This is a genomic window from Nocardia aurantiaca (assembly GCF_009708175.1).
GTDB lineage: Bacteria > Actinomycetota > Actinomycetes > Mycobacteriales > Mycobacteriaceae > Nocardia > Nocardia aurantiaca.
Genome location: NZ_WMBB01000010.1, coordinates 310891 through 329446 on the forward strand (window position 1 = coordinate 310891; position 18556 = coordinate 329446).

At 68.2% G+C, this 18556-nt stretch carries 14 protein-coding genes; 4 read left to right on the forward strand and 10 right to left on the reverse strand.

Annotation, left to right across the window (positions count from 1 at the left end; genetic code table 11):
- Nucleotides 1-7 precede the first annotated feature (7 nt).
- The gene (gene sucC / locus GLP40_RS22690) at nucleotides 8-1174 is read right to left on the reverse strand and encodes an ADP-forming succinate--CoA ligase subunit beta (protein ID WP_154789973.1); all 1167 of its coding nucleotides are present in this window, start codon (nucleotides 1172-1174) and stop codon (nucleotides 8-10) included.
- A gap of 564 nt (nucleotides 1175-1738) precedes the next feature.
- Here sucC and GLP40_RS22695 point away from each other — a divergent pair.
- Nucleotides 1739-3055, forward strand: a complete 1317-nt coding sequence (locus tag GLP40_RS22695; RefSeq protein WP_154789974.1) for a M23 family metallopeptidase — start codon at nucleotides 1739-1741, stop codon at nucleotides 3053-3055.
- 275 nt (nucleotides 3056-3330) lie between these two features.
- Here GLP40_RS22695 and pgi read toward each other — a convergent pair whose 3' ends face one another.
- A complete protein-coding gene (gene pgi / locus GLP40_RS22705) occupies nucleotides 3331-4971 on the reverse strand; it encodes a glucose-6-phosphate isomerase (protein WP_328290528.1) in 1641 nt (546 codons plus the stop codon).
- 520 nt (nucleotides 4972-5491) lie between these two features.
- On the opposite strand from pgi, the gene GLP40_RS22710 reads away from it, so the two are divergent.
- Entirely contained in the window at nucleotides 5492-6943 is a 1452-nt protein-coding gene (locus GLP40_RS22710) for an NAD-dependent succinate-semialdehyde dehydrogenase (RefSeq protein WP_154789977.1), read from the forward strand.
- 201 nt (nucleotides 6944-7144) lie between these two features.
- Here GLP40_RS22710 and GLP40_RS22715 read toward each other — a convergent pair whose 3' ends face one another.
- Nucleotides 7145-7450 carry a chorismate mutase gene (locus GLP40_RS22715; protein ID WP_154789978.1) on the reverse strand — a complete coding sequence of 102 codons (306 nt, stop codon included), beginning with the start codon at nucleotides 7448-7450 and terminating at the stop codon, nucleotides 7145-7147.
- Nucleotides 7451-7768: 318 nt separating this feature from the next.
- Here GLP40_RS22715 and pcrA point away from each other — a divergent pair, with 318 nt between their 5' ends.
- Nucleotides 7769-10234 carry a DNA helicase PcrA gene (pcrA, locus tag GLP40_RS22720; RefSeq protein WP_154789979.1) on the forward strand — a complete coding sequence of 822 codons (2466 nt, stop codon included), beginning with the start codon at nucleotides 7769-7771 and terminating at the stop codon, nucleotides 10232-10234.
- Here the strand turns inward: pcrA and GLP40_RS22725 are convergent, their stop codons facing one another.
- The 7 genes from GLP40_RS22725 to GLP40_RS22755 form a co-directional block, all read right to left on the reverse strand.
- Nucleotides 10235-10474, reverse strand: coding sequence for a hypothetical protein (locus GLP40_RS22725; protein ID WP_154789980.1), 240 nt, complete (start codon nucleotides 10472-10474; stop codon nucleotides 10235-10237). It lies immediately after the preceding gene.
- Entirely contained in the window at nucleotides 10471-12075 is a 1605-nt protein-coding gene (qcrB, locus tag GLP40_RS22730; protein WP_154789981.1) for a cytochrome bc1 complex cytochrome b subunit, read from the reverse strand. The genes GLP40_RS22725 and qcrB overlap by 4 nt, the downstream gene beginning before the upstream one ends.
- 88 nt (nucleotides 12076-12163) lie before the next feature.
- Nucleotides 12164-13546, reverse strand: a complete 1383-nt coding sequence (locus GLP40_RS22735; RefSeq protein ID WP_154789982.1) for a DUF1731 domain-containing protein — start codon at nucleotides 13544-13546, stop codon at nucleotides 12164-12166.
- Nucleotides 13547-13633: 87 nt separating this feature from the next.
- Nucleotides 13634-14110, reverse strand: a complete 477-nt coding sequence (locus GLP40_RS22740) for a hypothetical protein (RefSeq protein ID WP_154789983.1) — start codon at nucleotides 14108-14110, stop codon at nucleotides 13634-13636.
- A 713-nt stretch (nucleotides 14111-14823) separates the two neighbouring features.
- Complete coding sequence (locus tag GLP40_RS22745) at nucleotides 14824-15276, reverse strand: hypothetical protein (protein WP_154789984.1); 453 nt, start codon at nucleotides 15274-15276, stop codon at nucleotides 14824-14826.
- A 125-nt stretch (nucleotides 15277-15401) separates the two neighbouring features.
- Nucleotides 15402-17024, reverse strand: coding sequence for an acyl-CoA dehydrogenase family protein (locus GLP40_RS22750; protein WP_154789985.1), 1623 nt, complete (start codon nucleotides 17022-17024; stop codon nucleotides 15402-15404).
- Between the two features lie 12 nt (nucleotides 17025-17036).
- On the reverse strand, nucleotides 17037-17645 hold the full coding sequence (locus tag GLP40_RS22755; protein ID WP_154789986.1) for a TetR/AcrR family transcriptional regulator: 609 nt from the start codon (nucleotides 17643-17645) through the stop codon (nucleotides 17037-17039).
- Between the two features lie 108 nt (nucleotides 17646-17753).
- On the opposite strand from GLP40_RS22755, the gene GLP40_RS22760 reads away from it, so the two are divergent.
- Entirely contained in the window at nucleotides 17754-18515 is a 762-nt protein-coding gene (locus GLP40_RS22760) for a crotonase/enoyl-CoA hydratase family protein (RefSeq protein WP_328290529.1), read from the forward strand.
- Nucleotides 18516-18556: the final 41 nt, after the last annotated feature.

The window sequence follows — 18556 nt, forward strand, 5'->3', positions numbered from 1 at the left end:
TGTGTCCTTACTTGGCCGCAGCCAGCTCGGCGGCCTTGTCGGCGCCTTCGTCCATGGTCTGAGCGAGGGTCACCAGCGGGTGGTTGGCGTCGACGAGGATCTTGCGACCCTCCTCGACCTTGTTGCCGTCGAGACGGACGACCAGCGGCTTGTTGGCCTCGGCGCCCAGGATCTCCAGGGCCTGCACGATGCCGTTCGCGACCGCGTCACAGGCGGTGATGCCGCCGAAGACGTTCACGAACACCGACTTGACCTGCTCGTCGTTGAGGATGACGTCCAGACCCGCGGCCATGACGGCGGCCGAAGCGCCGCCGCCGATGTCGAGGAAGTTGGCGGGCTTGACGCCGCCGTGGTTCTCACCGGCGTAGGCGACGACGTCCAGGGTCGACATCACGAGACCGGCGCCGTTGCCGATGATGCCGACCTCGCCGTCCAGCTTCACGTAGTTGAGGTCGTTCTGCTTGGCCTTGAGCTCGAGCGGGTCGGTGGCGTCGATGTCCGCGAACTCGGCGTGGTCGGGGTGGCGGAACTCGGCGTTCTCGTCCAGGGTGACCTTGCCGTCGAGGGCGAGGATCTCATCGTTGGGGGTACGCACCAGCGGGTTGACCTCGACCAGGGTGGCGTCCTCCTTGATGAAGACCTCCCACAGCTTCTGGATGGTCACCGCGGCGGCGTCGAGGATGTCGGCGGGCAGGTGGCCCTGCTCGGCGATGGAACGGGCGAAGGCCAGGTCGACACCCTTGACGGCGTCGACCGGCACCTTGGCCAGCCGGTCCGGCTTGGTGGCGGCCACTTCCTCGATCTCCATGCCGCCCTCGACCGAGCACATGGCCAAGTAGGTGCGGTTGGAGCGGTCGAGCAGGAAGGAGATGTAGTACTCCGAGGCGATGTCCTTGGCCTCGGCGACCAGGATCTTCTTGGTGATGTGGCCCTTGATGTCCAGGCCCAGGATGTTCTGCGCGTGGGTGAAGGCGTCGTCAGGGGTGGCGGCGTACTTCACGCCACCGGCCTTGCCGCGGCCACCGACTTTGACCTGCGACTTGATCATCACCGGCTTGCCGATTTCTTCCGCGATCGCACGGGCGTCCTCGGCCGAGTCCGTGACGCGGCCCTCCGACGAAGGCACTCCGTGCTTCACGAAGAGTTCCTTCGCCTGATATTCGAAGAGATCCATGTACTCACCGTCTCGTCTGCGTTGTTGTGACAACGTCTTGGTTGGCGGCCCGTCGTCGGAGGCGGGTCGGCTCGGACTCTAATCAGTCACATGGAGCGGAAATCAGCCGCATACAGCCTAAGTGGCGCAGGTCACGGTACTGTCTCCGCCGTCCCAAAAGCCCTAGTCAATGCTACTCATCGGTAGCTTGTTGACACCCCGCCAGGTGGGACACACGAATCCCGGACAGTGATGCTGGCTACTACATGATGTCGTTGACAAACCCCACCCGGTTGCCCACAGCACAGTGAGCGCATTCCCACGCCGAACGTGATGAATATCACACCCGTGTTGCGAACCGGGCTCATCGCTTGCTGAGCCGCAATCGTTTCGTTACCGTCGTTGCGGTCGATGTCACAACCCGGTCACGGACAGGAGGACGGCAGGCTTGACGCAGCACAGCGCTCCGCAGACGGGGTTCAATCTCCTGTCTCCGCAGACGGGGTTCAATCTCCTGCCTCCGCAGGGAATGAGCCGTTCCGCAGGCGACTTGTCAGCCCCGCAGCATTCTCCGGACCGGCGCAAATGAGCGACGGCCTCCTTCCCTCGCAGCACCGCCCACGCCGCGGTCACCGTTATCGCGAGGATGCAGAGAATTACGGCGGCGCCACCACCTTCGATACCCCTGTCGCGAGACACAGCGTGGTCGACCACGGCGACTGGGACGCCACCCAGGCATGGAACGGCGACACGCAGTGGGATGCCGGCGCCCAGTGGAACTCCGACGCCGACTGGAACCCCGGTCAGCAGTGGGGTGAGTCGCAGCAATGGGGCGAGGCGCAGCAGTGGGGCGAGGCCGCCGCCTGGCAGCCCGAACCGAACTGGGAGGCCGCGCCGGACTGGGACGACCAGAACGACTGGAACAGTCAGACCACCGTGAACGGCTGGGCCGCACCGAATCCGAGCGATTGGGCCCCGCAGTCGCGGACCAACTGGGATCCGACCGCGGATCCGACCCCCTCCGACGAGTACAGACCGGTTTATACGTTCAAGACCGCGTCCGGCGAGAAGCTTCAATTCTCCGGTGACGGCGCACGCGTGGATCGCAGAGCGCGCGCGGCCGATTCCGACTACGACGAGCCGCGCCCGACCCGCTCGGGCGGCAAGCGCCGCTCCGGCGGCACCCACCGCGTGCCCGCCCCGCCCACCGCACTCAAGGGCCGCGCCGCGGTCGTCGCGGTCGCGGCCGGCGCGGTCGTGGCCGCGGGCCAGGCCACCATCGAGGCCTCGGGCAACCACGACAGCAGCAATGTCGACTATCAGGCCGCCAACCAGGTCAAGGAGGTCGCGGCGACCTCGGTCGTCGGCGACGGCGCCCCCGGTTCTCCCCAGGTGGTGAGCCCGAACGCGCCCGCGAACCTGGACCAGTTCAACGACATTCTGGCCAAGGGTAAGCAGTTCGCCGCCGATATGGCCGCCCAGGAGGCGTCGAAGTACCGCCCGCTGTGGACGAAGTTCGCCAACGGCACCTTCACCTCCGGCTTCGGCATCCGGTGGGGCGTCGCCCACCAGGGCGTGGACATCGCCGCCCCGATCGGCACCCCGATCTACGCTGTCGCCGACGGCACCGTCCTCGAGGCCGGTCCCGCCTCCGGTTTCGGCATGTGGGTCCGCCTGCTGCACGATGACGGCACGGTCACCATCTACGGCCACGTCGACACCGCGACGGTCTCCCAGGGCCAGCGCGTGATGGCGGGCGATCAAATCGCGACCGTCGGTAACCGCGGCTTCTCGACCGGCCCGCACTGCCACTTCGAGGTCTGGCTGAACGGCGTCGACAAGATCGACCCGCTGCCCTGGCTGGCCTCGCGCGGCATCTCCCTCGGCCCCGAACGGGACTGACCCGCAACCGAACTCGACCGGAAGGCGCGCCCCGTGGGGCGCGCCTTCCGGCGTTAAAGGCCAGGACCGAGCCGTGCCCGCTGTCGGCCATCGCGGGGGAGCCGGTGCGCACCATGCCATGCTGACCGAGCGGGTGCTGTCGCGACAGTCACGGCTCGCCGAGTTCGCTGCGCTGGTCCACGAGCGCACGGACGGCTCGGAATACCCGCGCGGCCTGTCGGGTGCGGCGATCCCGTTCTGTGACCAGCCGAAAGATCCGCGCGGGCGAGCGGCGGTCAGCGCCGGTTCGAGCGGTACCAGCGAATCAGCGCGTCCGTCGACGAATCAGATTGCGCCACAGGTTCTTCCGCCGAGGTAAGCAGCGGTGCCAGTGCCAGTGCCTGCTGCTTGCCGAGTTCCACGCCCCACTGGTCGAAGCTGTCGATGCCCCAGATCGCGCCCTCGGTGAAGACGATGTGCTCGTAGAGGGCGATGAGCTGCCCGAGCACCGACGGGGTCAGCTGGGGGGCCAGGATGGCGGTGGTGGGGCGGTTGCCCGGCATCACCTTGTGCGGCACGATCTTCGCGTCCGTGCCCTCGGCGGCGATCTCCTCGGCGGTCTTACCGAAGGCCAGCACCTTGGTCTGGGCGAAGAGGTTCGACATCAGGATGTCGTGCATGCTGCCGGTGCCGTCGATGGTGGGGAGATCGTCGGTGGGGCGGGCGAATCCGATGAAATCGGCGGGCACCAGCACGGTGCCCTGGTGCAGTAGCTGATAGAAGGCGTGCTGGCCGTTGGTGCCGGGCTCGCCCCAGAATATTTCGCCCGTGCCGGTCGACACCGGAGTGCCGTCGGCCCGAACGGATTTCCCGTTCGACTCCATGGTGAGCTGCTGCAGGTAGGCCGGAAAGCGGGCCAGATCATTGGAATACGGCAGCACCGCCCGCGACTGCGCGCCGAAGAAGTTCGAGTACCAGACGCCCAGCAGGCCCAGCAGCGCCGGACCGTTCTCGCGCAGCGGCGCGGACTTGAAATGCTGGTCCACGCGGTGCATTCCGTCCAGGAACTCGGCGAAGCGTTCCTTGCCGATGACCGCCATGACCGACAGGCCGATGGCCGAATCGACGGAGTAGCGGCCGCCCACCCAGTCCCAGAAGCCGAACATATTGGCGGTGTCGATGCCGAAGTCGGCCACCCGCTGCGCGTGCGTGGACACCGCCACGAAGTGCTTGGCCACGGCGTCCTCGCCGAGCGCCGCCACCAGCCAGCGGCGCGCCGCCGTGGCGTTGGTGAGCGTCTCCAGCGTGGAGAAGGTCTTGGACGCCACGATGAACAGCGTGGTCGCCGGATCCAGCCCATGCAGTGTCGAAACCAGGTCCGCCGGATCGACATTCGACACGAAGCGGGCCGAGATACCGGCGTCCGCGTAGTGCCGCAGCGCCAGTGTCACCATGGCCGGGCCCAGGTCGGAACCGCCGATGCCGATGTTCACCACCGTGCTGATGCGCTCCCCCGTCGCGCCGCGCCACTGCCCGGAACGCACCTGATCGGTGAATTCGCCCATGCGCCGCAGCACTTCGTGCACATCGGTCTCGACATCCTGGCCGTCGACGGTCAGCGGCTCGCCGAGCGGGCGGCGCAGCCACACGTGCCCGACCGCGCGATCCTCGGAGGTATTGATGTGCTCGCCCGCGAACATGGCGTCGCGCCGCTGCTCGACGCCGGCGGCGTGCGCCAATTCGACCAGCAGATCCAGGGTCTCGCGCGTCACCCGATGCTTGGAGTAGTCGATGTGCAGGTCCGCCACCCGCACCGTCAGCTCACCGCCGCGCGCCGGATCCTCGGCGAAGAACTCCCGCAGATGCCGCCCGCCGATCGACGCATGATGGTCGTGCAGTTTCCGCCAGACCGCCGACGCGGTGATGTCGCTGCTCACGATCGCCGAGGTTACAACCTTCACAATGCGACTCGCAGGTAACAAGACATTCCCCGCCTGCCGCACCCCCTGCCGTGCGTGGTCGCATTGCCGGATTCCCCCAGCGCAGAGCGAAATTCAGCGGTCACCCGAATAGTTCGCGGCCGAGCGCAAGGAGGCGGAGCGCTGATTCCACTCCCGGCTCGATAGACCTCCAACCCGGCGCGCGGAAGCGAACGGCTCCATAGACCTGCGCCTTGACGGACCGGACGAGAGAAGAACCGACACCACGGCTCCACAGACCTGCGCCCCAGCCACAAACCCGCCCCCAAGCGAAGCGAAGGGCAAACGACAGCACAAATAGTTCGCGGCCGTCTCGATTCTGGACTGACGGAGCGGAGGAGCGAACGGCTCCATAGACCTGCGCCTTGGAGGAGCGGAGGAAGGAAGAATCGAGACCGCGGCTCCATAGACCTGCGCCGTGGCCGCGAACCCGCCCGGAGCGAAGCGAAGGGCAGATAACCCAGCCTAGGCTCGTGTCATGGTGACCGAAAGCGCCCTACTCTCGTCCATTCCCACGCAACTCTGGATCCGCGGTCCGGTGGACGCCGCGGGAGGTGCGACCTTCCCGGTGCACAATCCGGCCACGGGTGAGGTGATCGCCGCAGTCGCGGACGCGACTCCCGAGGACGCGGTGCGCGCCCTCGACGCGGCCGCGGCCGTGCAGGCCGAATGGGCCGCGACCCCGGCCCGACAGCGCGGGGAGATCCTGCGCGCGGTCTTCGAGGCGATCACCGCGCGGGCCGAGGAGTTCGCCCTGCTCATGACGCTCGAAATGGGAAAGGCCCTGCCGGAGAGCCGCAATGAGGTCCGCTACGGCGCGGAGTTCTTCCGCTGGTTCAGCGAGGAGGCCGTCCGCGTGCACGGCCGCTACCAGCCCGCCCCGGCCGGGACCGGGCGAATTCTGGTGCACAAGCAGCCGGTCGGCCCGTGCCTGGCCATCACGCCGTGGAACTTTCCGCTGGCCATGGGCACCCGCAAGATCGGCCCGGCGATGGCGGCGGGTTGCACCATGATCGTGAAGCCCGCCGGCGAGACCCCTCTGACCATGCTGCTGCTGGCCCAGCTGTGCAGCGAGGCCGGGCTGCCGGACGGTGTGCTGTCGGTGATCACCACCTCCCGTTCGGGCGCCGTCACCGCGCCGCTGCTGAAGGACCCGCGCCTGCGCAAGCTGACCTTCACCGGTTCCACCGCGGTCGGCAAGAAGCTGGTCGAGCAGTCCGCGCACGGCCTGTTGCGCACCTCCATGGAACTCGGCGGCAATGCCCCCTTCGTGGTCTTCGACGACGCCGACCTGGATGCCGCCGTGCGGGGCGCGCTGCTGGCCAAGCTGCGCAACGGTGGTGAGGCGTGCACGGCGGCCAACCGCTTCCACGTCCAGAACTCGGTTCGCCAGGAATTCACCGACAAGCTGGTGGCGGCGATGGCGGAGTACCGGCTCGGCAATGGCGTGGACCCGGACACCACCCTGGGCTCACTCGTCAACGAGAACCAGCTCGACACCGTGAACGAGCTGGTGGAGGATGCGGTGTCGGCGGGCGCCCAGGTGAAGCTGGGCGGCAAGGCCCCGGTCGGTCCGGGCTGGTTCTACCCTGCCACCGTCCTCACCGATATCCCGGCTCAGGCCCGGATCCTGCGCGAGGAGGTGTTCGGCCCGGTCGCCCCGATCGTCGGCTTCGATACCGAGGAGGAAGGGCTGGCCGCGGCCAACAACACCGAATTCGGCCTGGTCGCGTACGTCTACACCCGCAGCCTGGACCGCGCGCTGCGAGTCGCCGAGGGTTTGGAGACCGGCATGGTCGGCGTCAATCGCGGGGTCATCTCCGACCCGGCCGCACCTTTCGGCGGCGTGAAGGAATCCGGTTTCGGCCGTGAGGGCGGCTTCGAGGGCATCGAGGAATACCTCGACACGAAGTACATCGCCCTGCCCTAGGCGTGAAAGAACCGCCCCGGGGTCGAGACACCCGGGGCGGCCTTGGGAAAGCTGCATCCGTGGCACGCATGCAGCGCGATCTGTGGGGGCCGCGCTTCGCGACGCACCGCACGTTGTATCGAGCGAGCGATGCCCGGCGTTAACGGGCCGTGCCGGAGGCGGCAGGCCCGGGGGTCAGGGGCTAGGCCCCTGATGCGAGTGTCAATGCCCCAGCCGACCGCGGCCCAGCCGCAGTAGCAGCATGGCCAGGGTATGGCCCTCCTGGCCCAGCTCGCTGAATCGCTCCAGCACCTTCATCTCGCGGGAGTGGACGAGCTTGGGCCCGCCGTTCGCCATTCGGGTCCGCCCGATGATGCGTGAGACCTCGGTGCGGCGCTTGATGGCGGCGAGGATTTCGGCGTCCAACTTGTCGATTTCCAAGCGCAGCTTTTCGATCTCAGCCTCGGAGGGCAGGGTGGCGTCCGAGCCGGTGGCCGACTCGGACGCTCCGGTCGTCGAGATGCTCATTCTTCAACTCCTCGTGGTCCAGAACGTCGATCGGCGGGTGGACCCAACCTGTTACCGATCCGTTCTTCACCAAGAATCAGACCTATTGGCCATACATTGTCCCCCAGGGTCGGACTCAGGTGAAATGCGTCGCCATCGAGCCGGTCACGGGACGAGTGTGCCACGCGGAGGGAACGAAGCAAAACGGGTACGTTTGTGAATCTCCCGAGTCTCCCGACGCGGTGCAGTTCACCCGATGTTCGCTGGACCGGCACTTATCGGACACCTGCGTGATCCGCCCCGCCGCCTGTCGGTGCGCGCCGGTAGCGTGGATGGGCGATGAATACGACGGTGGCACGGGACGAGCAGAAGACCGAGCAAGCTCGGGGCGGCGGAGCGTTGCTCGAGGGGCTGAATCCACAACAGCGCGCCGCGGTGATGCACACCGGCACCCCGCTGCTGATCGTGGCCGGGGCCGGTTCTGGAAAGACCGCGGTCCTCACCCGTCGCATCGCCTATCTGCTCGACGCCCGCGGGGTGCGGCCCGGCGAGGTGCTGGCCATCACCTTCACCAACAAGGCCGCCGCCGAGATGCGTGAGCGCGTGACAGGGCTGGTCGGCCCGCGCGCGGCCGGGATGTGGGTATCCACCTTCCACTCCAGCTGCGTGCGCATCCTGCGCACCCAGGCATCGCTACTGGCGGGGCTGAACTCCAACTTCTCCATCTACGACGCGGACGATTCGCGGCGGCTGCTGGGCATGATCATTCGCGACTTCGAGATCGACGCCAAGAAGTACTCGCCGCGCCTGCTGGCCACCGCCATCTCGAATCTCAAGAACGAGCTCATCGATCCGCCGCAGGCCGCGGCCGACGCCGAGACCGAGGACAGCGAGCTGCCGCGCATCGTGGCCCGGGTCTACGACGAGTACCAGCGGCGGCTGCGCGCGGCCAATGCCCTCGACTTCGACGATCTGATCGGCGAGACGGTGTCGCTGCTGCAGCGGCATCCGCAGGTGGCCGAGTACTACCGGCGACGCTTCCGGCACGTGCTGGTCGACGAGTACCAGGACACCAACCACGCCCAGTACGTGCTGGTGCGCGAGCTGGTGGGCCATCACCGGGGCGTGCGGGGTGGCGATACCGATTCCGAAGACCGGGTGCCGCCGTCGGAGCTGTGCGTGGTGGGTGACGCGGACCAGTCCATCTACGCCTTCCGCGGCGCCACCATCCGCAATATCGAGGAGTTCGAGCGCGACTTCCCGGACGCGGAAACCATTCTGCTGGAACAGAACTACCGCTCCACCCAGCACATTCTGACCGCCGCCAACGCGGTCATCGCCCGCAACGAGGGGCGGCGCGAGAAGAAGCTGTGGACCGATCAGGGCGACGGCGATCTGATCGTCGGCTACGTGGCCGACAACGAGCACGACGAGGCCTCGTTCGTGGCCCGCGAGATCGACCGGCTGGTGGATCAGGGCGAGGCCAACTACGCGGATGTGGCGGTCTTCTACCGCACCAACAACAATTCGCGGGCTCTGGAGGAGATTTTCATCCGCATGGGCCTGCCCTACAAGGTGGTCGGCGGCGTCCGCTTCTACGAGCGCAAGGAAGTTCGCGACATCGTGGCCTACCTGCGCGTCCTGGAGAATCCGGACGACACGGTGAGTCTGCGCCGCATTCTCAACACCCCGCGCCGCGGCATCGGCGACCGTGCGGAGGCGTGTGTGGCCGTGCATGCCGAGCAGCGGAATACCGGCTTCGCACAGGCGCTTCGGGAGGCGGCCGACGGCAAGGTGGCGCTGCTGAACACCCGGTCGCAGCGGGCCATCGCCGGATTCCTGGAGCTGCTGGACGAGATCCGGGCGGCGGGCGCACAGCAGGACATGGACTTCCCCGATGTGGGTTCGGTCGTCGAGGCGGTGCTGGACCGCACCGGCTACCGCGCCGAGCTGGAGGCATCCGATGATCCGCAGGACGGCGCGCGCCTGGATAACCTCAATGAATTGGTCAGCGTCGCACGCGAATTCAGTTCCGAGGCACGCAACAATGTGGAGGCCGCGCGGGCCGAGGGGATCCTGCCCGAGCAGGCCGAGGGCGAACCCGAGCCGGGTTCGCTGGCCGCCTTCCTGGAGCGCGTCTCGCTGGTGGCCGACGCGGACCAGATTCCCGAAGAGGGTTCCGGTGTGGTCACCTTGATGACCCTGCACACCGCCAAGGGCCTGGAGTTCCCGGTCGTGTTCGTGACCGGCTGGGAGGACGGTCAGTTCCCGCACATGCGCGCCCTGGGCGATCCGACGGAGCTCCAGGAGGAGCGCCGCCTGGCGTATGTGGGCATCACGCGCGCCCGCAAGCGCCTATACCTGACCCGGGCCGTGGTCCGCTCGGGCTGGGGGCAGCCGGTCTCCAATCCGGAATCCCGCTTCCTCCAAGAGATTCCGGGTCACCTCCTGGATTGGCGGCGCCTGGAGCCGACCCCGTCGCAGACCTCGCGCGGTTTCCGCCGGCGCGGCGAAGACGAAGGTCTGGAACGGGATTGGACCCGCGGTGACGGCTGGTCCGAGCCCCGACCCGGTCTGCGCGACCGCGGCGAGCGACGACCCGCACCGGCCGCCTCCGGAAGCAAGCGCAACAACGCCGGCCTGGTGCTGGCCGTCGGTGACCGCGTCAACGACGACAAGTACGGTCTGGGCCGGGTCATCGCCGCCGAGGGCTTCGGCTCCCTGGCCACGGTCACCATCGACTTCGGCACGGCGGGCAAGATCCGGCTGATCCCGCAGTACAGCCGGACCCTGACCAAGCTCTGATCAGCTGGTGTGGCGACTGAGGACGGTGTAGGCCCGCACGGCGTCCTCGGGGAAGACCAGAATTCGGAAGCGGTCCTTGATGTTTCGCCAGCGGTGGATGTGCGCCCGGCCCATCGTGGCGCGCACCCCGTGCGCGTGCAACAGTTGCCGGACGGTGTGCGCGGACTGCATGTCGTAGACGGTGGCGGCGGGCACCAGTAGCCCGTATTCCTCGTGGTCGGTGCGTGTCCGGAGTTTCATCCTCGACTCCCGATGTCCTGCTTGGCTTTCAGCACAGCGAGCTGTGCCCGTTCCTCCTCATGATGCTGGGCGGTGAGGGTCGCGCGTTCCTCGGGTGGGTCGGCGGTGAGGAACCCGCCGGGGCCGGGTTTGCCCGCGGAGCCGAGCTTGTTCATCTTCTTCGGTACGGCCGCGCCCTGGTACGCCAACGGAATCGGATGCCCGTGCCGGTCCACCGGTCCGAGCGACTGGTGCACCTCGATGTACTCGCCGTGTGGCAGCCGCTTGATGATGCCGGTCTCGATGCCGTGCTCGAGCACCGCCCGGTCGCCGCGCTGCAGGCCCAGGCAGAACCGGTAGGCGACGAGGTACGCCAGCGGCGGCAGGATCAGCAAGGCGATGCGGAAGAACCAGGTGGCGGCGTTGAGCGAGACATCGAACTTCAGCGCGATGATGTCGTTCACGCAGGCGAGGGTGAGCACCAGGTAGAAGGCGATGGCCATGGCACCGATCGCGGTGCGCACCGGCACATCTCGCGGCCGCTGCAGCAGATTGTGGTGCGCGGTGTCCTTGGTGAGCCGCTTCTCGATCCACGGATACATCGGAATGACCGCCAGGACGATGCCCATCACGACAGCCACCCAGAAGGCCGCGGGAATGGTGTAGCGGCCGAGGTAGATCTCCCAGGGCGGCATGAGCCGGGTCAGGCCGTCGGTCCACATCATGTAGAAGTCGGGCTGGGATCCCGCCGACACCTGGGCCGGGTTGTAGGGCCCCAGGTTCCAGATCGGGTTGATCTGGAACAGGCCGCCCATGAGCGCGACGGTGGCCAGGGTGAAGGCGAAGAACGCGCCCTGGTCCAGGGAGAACACCGGAACGATGCGCGCGCCCACCACATTTCGCTCGGTGCGGGCGGGCCCGGGGAACTGGGTGTGCTTCTGGTACCAGACCAGCGCGATGTGCGCGCCGATGAGCGCCAGCATGATTCCCGGGAACAGCAACACATGGGTGATGTAGAGGCGCGGGATCAGCACGGTGCCCGGGAATTCCCCGCCGAAGAGGAAGAAGTGGGTCCAGGTGCCGATGACGGGGACCGCCATGGTGATGCCGCCCAGCGGTGACCGCAGGCCGGTGCCGGAGAGCAGGTCGTCGGGCAGCGAGTACCCGAAGTAGCCCTCGAACATGGCCAGGATCAGCAGCACCGCGCCGATCACCCAGGTGGCCTCGCGCGGCTTGCGGAACGCGCCGGTGAAGAACACCCGGAACATGTGGATGATGATGGACGCCGCGAACAGCAGGGCGGCCCAGTGGTGAACCTGCCGCACGAACAGCCCGCCGCGCACGTCGAAGGAGATGTCCAGGACGCTGCGGTAGGCGGCCGACATCTGCACGCCCCGCAGCGGCTGATAGCTGCCGCTGTAGGTCACTTCGGTCATGGACGGTTCGAAATAGAGCGTCAGGTAGACCCCGGACAGCAGCAGGATGATGAAGCTGTAGAGCGCGATCTCCCCGAGCAGGAACGACCAGTGGGTCGGGAAGACCTTGTTGATGGAGCGTTTCAGGCCCGCGGCGAGGTGATACCGCTGGTCGGCGGCATCGGCGCGGTTCGCGGTGGCATTCATGCCCATGAGACGCCGGAGCGGGCCGAAACGTGACACCGATATCGCGGGTTTGCCTCAGATCACACCCGGGATCTCCCGGGCGGGCGGCTCAGCGGGGCAGCAGGTCGGACAGCGCCTCGTCGAGGGTCGGATAGCGGAAGCGGAACCCGCTGTGCCGCAGCACCTCCGAGGTGGCGTGCCGCCCGGTCAGCCCGAGCGCCGGATCGGTGCGCAGGAAGATCGCGCCGACGGCCAGGGCGAGTGCGGGGGTGGGCGGCGACCACGGGCGGCGCAGCCGCCTGCGCAGCGTGGTCATGAGCTCCTTGTTGCGGACCGGGAAGTCGGTGGCCGCGACCAGTACGCCGTCGGGCAGGGTGACCCGTGGATCCAGTCCGAGCCCGGCGCGCACGATGGCCAGCCAGTCCTCGACGTGGATCCAGCTGAACCACTGCCTGCCGCTGCCGACACTGCCGCCCAGACCCATCTTGGTCAGCCCCACCAGGCGCTTCAGCGCCGGCGCGTCCGGGTCGAGCACGATCGAGGTGCGCAGGATGATCCGGTGTGCGGTATTGGCCCCGTCCGAGGCCGCCTCCCAGGGTTCGGCGACACCGGTCATCTGCGGCAGCCCCGGCTCGGGCAGGGGTGTGGCCTCGGTGCAGCGCAGCTCCCCCGCGTCTGCCCAGATGGCGGTGGTGCCGGCCTGGATCCAGTGGTCGAGCGGTCGGTCCAGCGTCTTGGATGCCGCTACCAGCGCGCGGGTGGAATCTACTCGGCTGCGGCGCAATTCGGCGATATTGCGGGTGGTGGGGCGGCAGTCGACGAGCTTGCCCGCGAGGTTGATCAGCGCGGTGCGCCCGGGATTGCGCAGCGCGTCGGCCCACGCGCCGACGGTGCGGCCATCCCATTCGTATTGCGGGTAGGGCAGTTCCGGCACGGCGCGCCGGGTGAGGATGACGACGCGGTGGCCGCGACAGCTGAGATCGGCGGCCAGGGTTCGGCCCAGAGCGCCTGTGCCACCGGCGATCACGACGGTGAGCGCGTCGGCGGTGGGGCGCAGTCCGGCCAGCTGAGCCAGGCGCACGAAGCAGGTGCGGGCGTCGGTCTGCAGCAGGTCGCCGACGACCTTGCGCATGACCGCTGCCGACGCCCCCGAGAAGGTGAGCTGCTGGCTGAGTTCGGTGCCGCCGTCGCGCGGGGTGAGCACCCAGCGCATCCGCATGGCGCCCACGGGTTCCGGCTGTTCCAGGGTGATTTCGCGATCGGGCACGAAGGTGGAGACAGTGAACGGCTTCGCCAGCCGCCCGTGCACGGCCTCGGTGACGCGCCCGCGGGGCAGGTAGTCGCCGGTGACGCCCGCCGCGGGTGTGCCGTGCAGCGTCACCGCGGTGACAGCGGGATTCCACTCGGGCCAGCGGGCGGGATCGCCGAGCACGGCCCACAGCTGCTGCGGCGGAAGGGCGATCCACCGGGTGTACGTCGTTGTACGAGGCATGTTCCCGACGCTATTACCGGCGGGCTGCGGCCGGAAGCGTGGCCTTGGTCGCAGCCCGCACGGTGTCGTCAGGCCATCGGGGCACGGTCAGCTGATGCTGGTCTGGGTGCCGACGGTGAAGGTGTGGCCGTGGGAGGTGCAGGTCATGCCGCCGCCGTGCGGACGCCCGCCGAGGCAGGTCGCGCCCGCGTAGTCGAACTGGGTGCCGGCGTACACATTTCCGGGCGGGCGCGGCACATCCCAGAGCTGGCGGGCATTCGGATTGCCGTGCTGGCCGCCGAGGCCGAAGGTCGGGTGGGCGGGCAGGAAGGAGCCGTCGATCACGATGTCGGAGATGGGAATCAGGCCCCAGAGTTTGTTGCCCTGTCCGAGATCGCAGGCGACATCGCCATTCGCGTGAATGGCGCACTGGGTGGCGAACTCATTGAAATACAGGGTGTCGCCGACCAGGAAATCCGAGTTGTCCGCCTCGATGACACCCGAGTCCGCCGAGGCAGCGCCGGTGCCGAGGATTGTGAGCGCGACCGCTGCCATCGCACTGCCGATAACACTACGCACGTTCATGATCATCGACACTAGAGCACGGAAACCTTTGACACCAGCGCGAATTCGCATATTTCACAATTCGGGCATCGATTAACGAGGCTTCTCGATCCACCCCGATTCACTACTTGATGAATGTCCCCGCATTCCCGAAGGTAGAGCACGACAGTCGTGCGCCGCGGGCGCATTCCGATACCGATTGCCGCCCATAGCCATGACCGGGTCGGGGAGGAAACACAGGGGTCAACGATTGTCCGGGTGGGTGACCTTCTCGATCTCGACCGATCCGGTCAGGCCGGAGAAGTCGTCGGGATCGACCGTGAACAACGACAATCCGTGTACCGACGTGACGGCCGCGATCATCAGATCCACCCGGCGTGGCTTCGGGTTCCGTCCGGTTACGAGGACCGACGCAACGATATGCCCGAATCGCCGGGCCGCGCGGGCGTCGGACGGAAGTGGCGCGAATAGGGCGCGACCGCGGCACGCCACCCACCTCGGAAGCGCACCGAGGCGACCTGAGCTTCGATGATAAGCGATTCGATATGGCCCCGGGGAGTCTCCGCCCCGGCGGCCCGAGCCCTCGCCGCCGCCGGGTATCGGAGCCTGGAACAGCTGACGGCGTCGCCGAGAGCGAGTTGCTCGCTCTGGATGGCATGGGGCCCACGGCTATTCTGATTCTGCGTGAGGCCCTGGCTGCCCAGGGCCTCGATTTCGGGTGACCGCCGCCGGGGTCAGCTGAATCGGGTGCCCTCGACGCCTCGCGTGAAGGAGTGGCCCTTGGACGTGCAGGTGGTGGTGAAGTGGGCGCCGCCGGTGACGGTGCAGGTCGCTCCCGCGTAGCTGAGGGTGTAGGTGCCGTCGTCGAGCGGGAAGGACTTCGCGCCCGGGCGGGCCACCTCGCCCCAGAGGCCGAAGCTCGGGTGGGCGGGCAGGAACGGGAGATCGATGACGAGGTCCGAGACCGGCAGCCCGAACCAGCCGGCGCCGCCGGCGCCGTACCAGCAGCCCACATCACCAGTGGGGCGGATCTGGCAGCCGGAGGCATTGGCGGCGAAGTAGACGGTGTCGCCGACCTTGTAGTCGTCCGGGTTCAGGGGAATCGGGTCGGCGGAGGCCACCGCATTGCCCGCCAGGGTGACCGCTACCGCGGCCACGGCCGCGCCGAAGAGAATTCGTGCGTTCATGATTCGACCCTAAGCACACTGGCGAATCAATAGCTATTCGACACGAGCCCTATTTCGATGGGCTCCGCCGATCTCCACACGGATCCGCCCACCCGCCGGACCGGGCGGGCGAACCCCGTGGCAGTTCAGTCGACGTAGGCGCGCCGAATAATGGCCTCGGTGTCGACTCCGGTCGGCAGCGTGCCGAACGCGATACCCCAGTCACCGCCGAACCTGGTGCCGCAGAAGGCATCCGCGACGGCCGGGTGCCCGTGCCGCACCAGCTGCGCGCCCTGCAGCACCAGCGCCATGAGCTCCACCACCCGGCGCGCGCGGTATTCGATATCGGCGAAGTCGGTGAGCTCCTTGCCGATTCGGTCGATGGCCTCGTCCAGGTGGCGGTTGGCGCCGCGAGACAGGTTCACCTCGTTGAAGAACGCTTCGACCGTCTCGGGCTGGCGGCCCATGGCGCGCAGCGCGTCCAGCGCCGCCACATTGCCCGAGCCCTCCCAGATGGACATGAGCGGGGCCTCACGGTACAGCCGCGGCATGCCGGACTCCTCGGCATAGCCGTTGCCGCCGAAGCACTCCAGGGCCTCGGCCGCGTGCGCCGGGGCACGCTTGCACACCCAGTACTTGGTCACCGCCAGCGCGATGCGGCGCAGGGCCGCCTCGGCGGGGTCGGCCTCGGCGCGGTCGGTGGCGCCGGCCAGGCGCATCATGACCGTGGTCGCGGCATCGGACTCGATCACCAGGTCCGCCAGCACATTCCGCATGGCGGGCTGGTCGACAAGATGCTTGCCGAACGCCTGGCGGTACCGGGCGTGGTGGGTGGCGTAGACGGTGCCGGCGCGCATACCGGTGGCCGAGCCGATCACACAGTCCAGCCGGGTCATATTGACCATTTCGATAATGGTCTTCACGCCCGCGCCCTCATCGCCGACCAGCCAGCCGATGGCGTTCTCGTACTCGAGCTCCGAGGAGGCGTTGGACTTGTTGCCCAGCTTGTCCTTGAGCCGCTGGATGCGCAGGGCGTTGCGAGTGCCATCCGGCAGCACCCGGGGCAGCAGGAAGCAGGACAGACCGCCCGGCGCCTGGGCCAGGGTCAGGAACATGTCGCCCATGGGGTGCGAGGTGAACCACTTGTGGCCGACGATGCGGTAGGTGCCGTCCGACAGCGGGGTGGCCGTGGTGGTGTTGGCGCGGACGTCGGAGCCGCCCTGTTTCTCGGTCATGGACATGCCCGCGATGAGACCGGCCTTGGTGGAGGGCTCGCGCAGGCCGAAGTCGTAGACGCGGGAGGCCAGTAGCGGCTCGTACTTCGCGGCCAGTTCCGGATTGTGGCGCAGCGCGGGCACCACGGCGTACGTCATGGAGATCGGGCACATGTGCCCGGCGTCGGCCAGGCCCCAGGTGTAGAACTTGGCGGCACGGGCCACGTGCGCGCCGGGCCGGTCGTCCTGCCAGGGCGAACCGTGCAGGCCGTGCGATACGGCGGTGTCCATGAGGTTGTGCCAGTACGGGTGGAACTCGACCTCGTCGATGCGGTTGCCGTAGCGGTCGTGGGTGTGCAGGACCGGCGGGTGTTCATTGGCCAGCCGACCCCACTCCTGCGCGGCGGCGCCGCCCGCGAGCACGCCCAGCTCCCGCACCTCGGCCTCGGCCCAGCCCGCGCCCTCCCGGTGCAGGCCCTCGATCAGCGCGGGTTGGCGGGAGTTGTCGAAGGGGACGATGGGCGGCGCCTGATTGAAGACGTCATGCGTGTGCATTGCGGGTGACTCCTATTCGTGTGGGACGCCGAGGGCGCGCAGGGCGAAGGCGACCAGTTCCGGCAGCACCGATTCGCTCTGGAGCTGTTCGGACAGCGGGCCGACCAGCACCTCGCCGATGGCTCCGACCAGTGCGGTGGCCGAGGTCCGCGGATCCTGCGGCGGCAGTTGACCATCGGCGATGCCGTCAGCGATCGCGGCGACGTAGGTCTCGGCGAAGGCCCGGCGAAAGCGCAGGCGCTCGGCGTCGACGGCGGCATCCACGGGTTCGGCGAGCAGGACGTAGGCGAGTTTGGGGTTCTTGAGAGCACGGCCGGCGAAGGTCTCGACGGCGGCGGTGACCCGGTCCGGGGCGCTGCGCCCCTGCCCCGCCGCTCCGGCTTCGGCGACGGCGTCGACCTCGCGGGTGACGACCTCGCGGAAGACGGCGGTGACGAGTTCGGCCTTGCCGCTGAAGTTCTTGTACACCGTGCCGGTGGCGACCCCGGCCTCGGCGGCGACCGCGGCCATGGACAGCCCGGCGAATCCGTCGCGGGACAGGACGGTCATGGCCGCGCGCACGATCGACCCCGCCTGGGCATCCAGGCGCGCCTGGACAGCGGGCGTTCTGCGATAGGCCATGCAAGAAGTGAACCACCAATTCATTTCTTGATGCAACCCCACCGTCGCCCTCGACCGAGGCGCTCGGTGCCGCTGTACAGAATCCGCTTACGGCGTACTGTCGGCCCCGTGACAGTCAGAGTGGAGCGCAACGGCCCCGTCTACACCGTGATCCTGCACCGACCCGAAGCCCGCAACGCGGTCGACGGACCCACCGCGAAAGCCCTGGCCGACGCCTTCCGCGACTTCGACGCCGACCCCACCGCCGCGGTCGCGGTGCTCTGGGGCGACGGCGGCACCTTCTGCGCCGGCGCCGACCTGAAGGCCCTCGGCACCGCACGCTCCAACCAGGTCACCGAGGACGGCGACGGGCCCATGGGTCCGACCCGCATGAAGCTGTCCAAGCCCGTCATCGCGGCGGTCTCCGGTTACGCGGTCGCGGGCGGCATCGAGCTGGCGCTCTGGTGCGATCTGCGAATCGCGGAGCAGGACAGCACCTTCGGCGTCTTCTGCCGCCGCTGGGGAGTGCCGCTCATCGACGGCGGCACGGTGCGACTGCCCCGCATCATCGGCGAGGGCCGCGCCATGGACCTCATCCTCACCGGCCGCGCCGTCGGCGCCACCGAGGCGCTGCAGATCGGCCTGGTGAACCGGGTGGTGCCGACCGGCGAATCCCGCCGCGCCGCCGAGGAACTCGCGCTCGAACTGGCCGCCCTCCCCCAGACCTGCCTGCGCTCGGACCGCCTGTCGGTGTTGGAGCAGAACGGCCTGGCGGAGCCCGAGGCCATCGCCAACGAGCTGCGCCACGGCATGAAGGCCCTGGCCGACGGCGCGCTCGATGGCGCGCAGCGTTTCGCCTCCGGCGCGGGCCGCCACGGCCGCCCGGCCTGACCCGGCCATCGCGGTGCCGGCTACCAGCCCGAATGCGCGCG

Bases quoted from the DNA above. Each gene is read 5' to 3' on its own strand.
- sucC (WP_154789973.1), bottom strand. From the start codon at position 1,174: ATGGATCTCTTCGAATATCAGGCGAAGGAACTCTTCGTGAAGCACGGA.
- GLP40_RS22695 (WP_154789974.1), top strand. From the start codon at position 1,739: ATGAGCGACGGCCTCCTTCCCTCGCAGCACCGCCCACGCCGCGGTCAC.
- GLP40_RS22710 (WP_154789977.1), top strand. From the start codon at position 5,492: ATGGTGACCGAAAGCGCCCTACTCTCGTCCATTCCCACGCAACTCTGG.
- GLP40_RS22715 (WP_154789978.1), bottom strand. From the start codon at position 7,450: ATGAGCATCTCGACGACCGGAGCGTCCGAGTCGGCCACCGGCTCGGAC.
- pcrA (WP_154789979.1), top strand. From the start codon at position 7,769: ATGAATACGACGGTGGCACGGGACGAGCAGAAGACCGAGCAAGCTCGG.
- GLP40_RS22725 (WP_154789980.1), bottom strand. From the start codon at position 10,474: ATGAAACTCCGGACACGCACCGACCACGAGGAATACGGGCTACTGGTG.
- qcrB (WP_154789981.1), bottom strand. From the start codon at position 12,075: ATGAATGCCACCGCGAACCGCGCCGATGCCGCCGACCAGCGGTATCAC.
- GLP40_RS22735 (WP_154789982.1), bottom strand. From the start codon at position 13,546: ATGCCTCGTACAACGACGTACACCCGGTGGATCGCCCTTCCGCCGCAG.
- GLP40_RS22740 (WP_154789983.1), bottom strand. From the start codon at position 14,110: ATGAACGTGCGTAGTGTTATCGGCAGTGCGATGGCAGCGGTCGCGCTC.
- GLP40_RS22745 (WP_154789984.1), bottom strand. From the start codon at position 15,276: ATGAACGCACGAATTCTCTTCGGCGCGGCCGTGGCCGCGGTAGCGGTC.
- GLP40_RS22750 (WP_154789985.1), bottom strand. From the start codon at position 17,024: ATGCACACGCATGACGTCTTCAATCAGGCGCCGCCCATCGTCCCCTTC.
- GLP40_RS22755 (WP_154789986.1), bottom strand. From the start codon at position 17,645: ATGGCCTATCGCAGAACGCCCGCTGTCCAGGCGCGCCTGGATGCCCAG.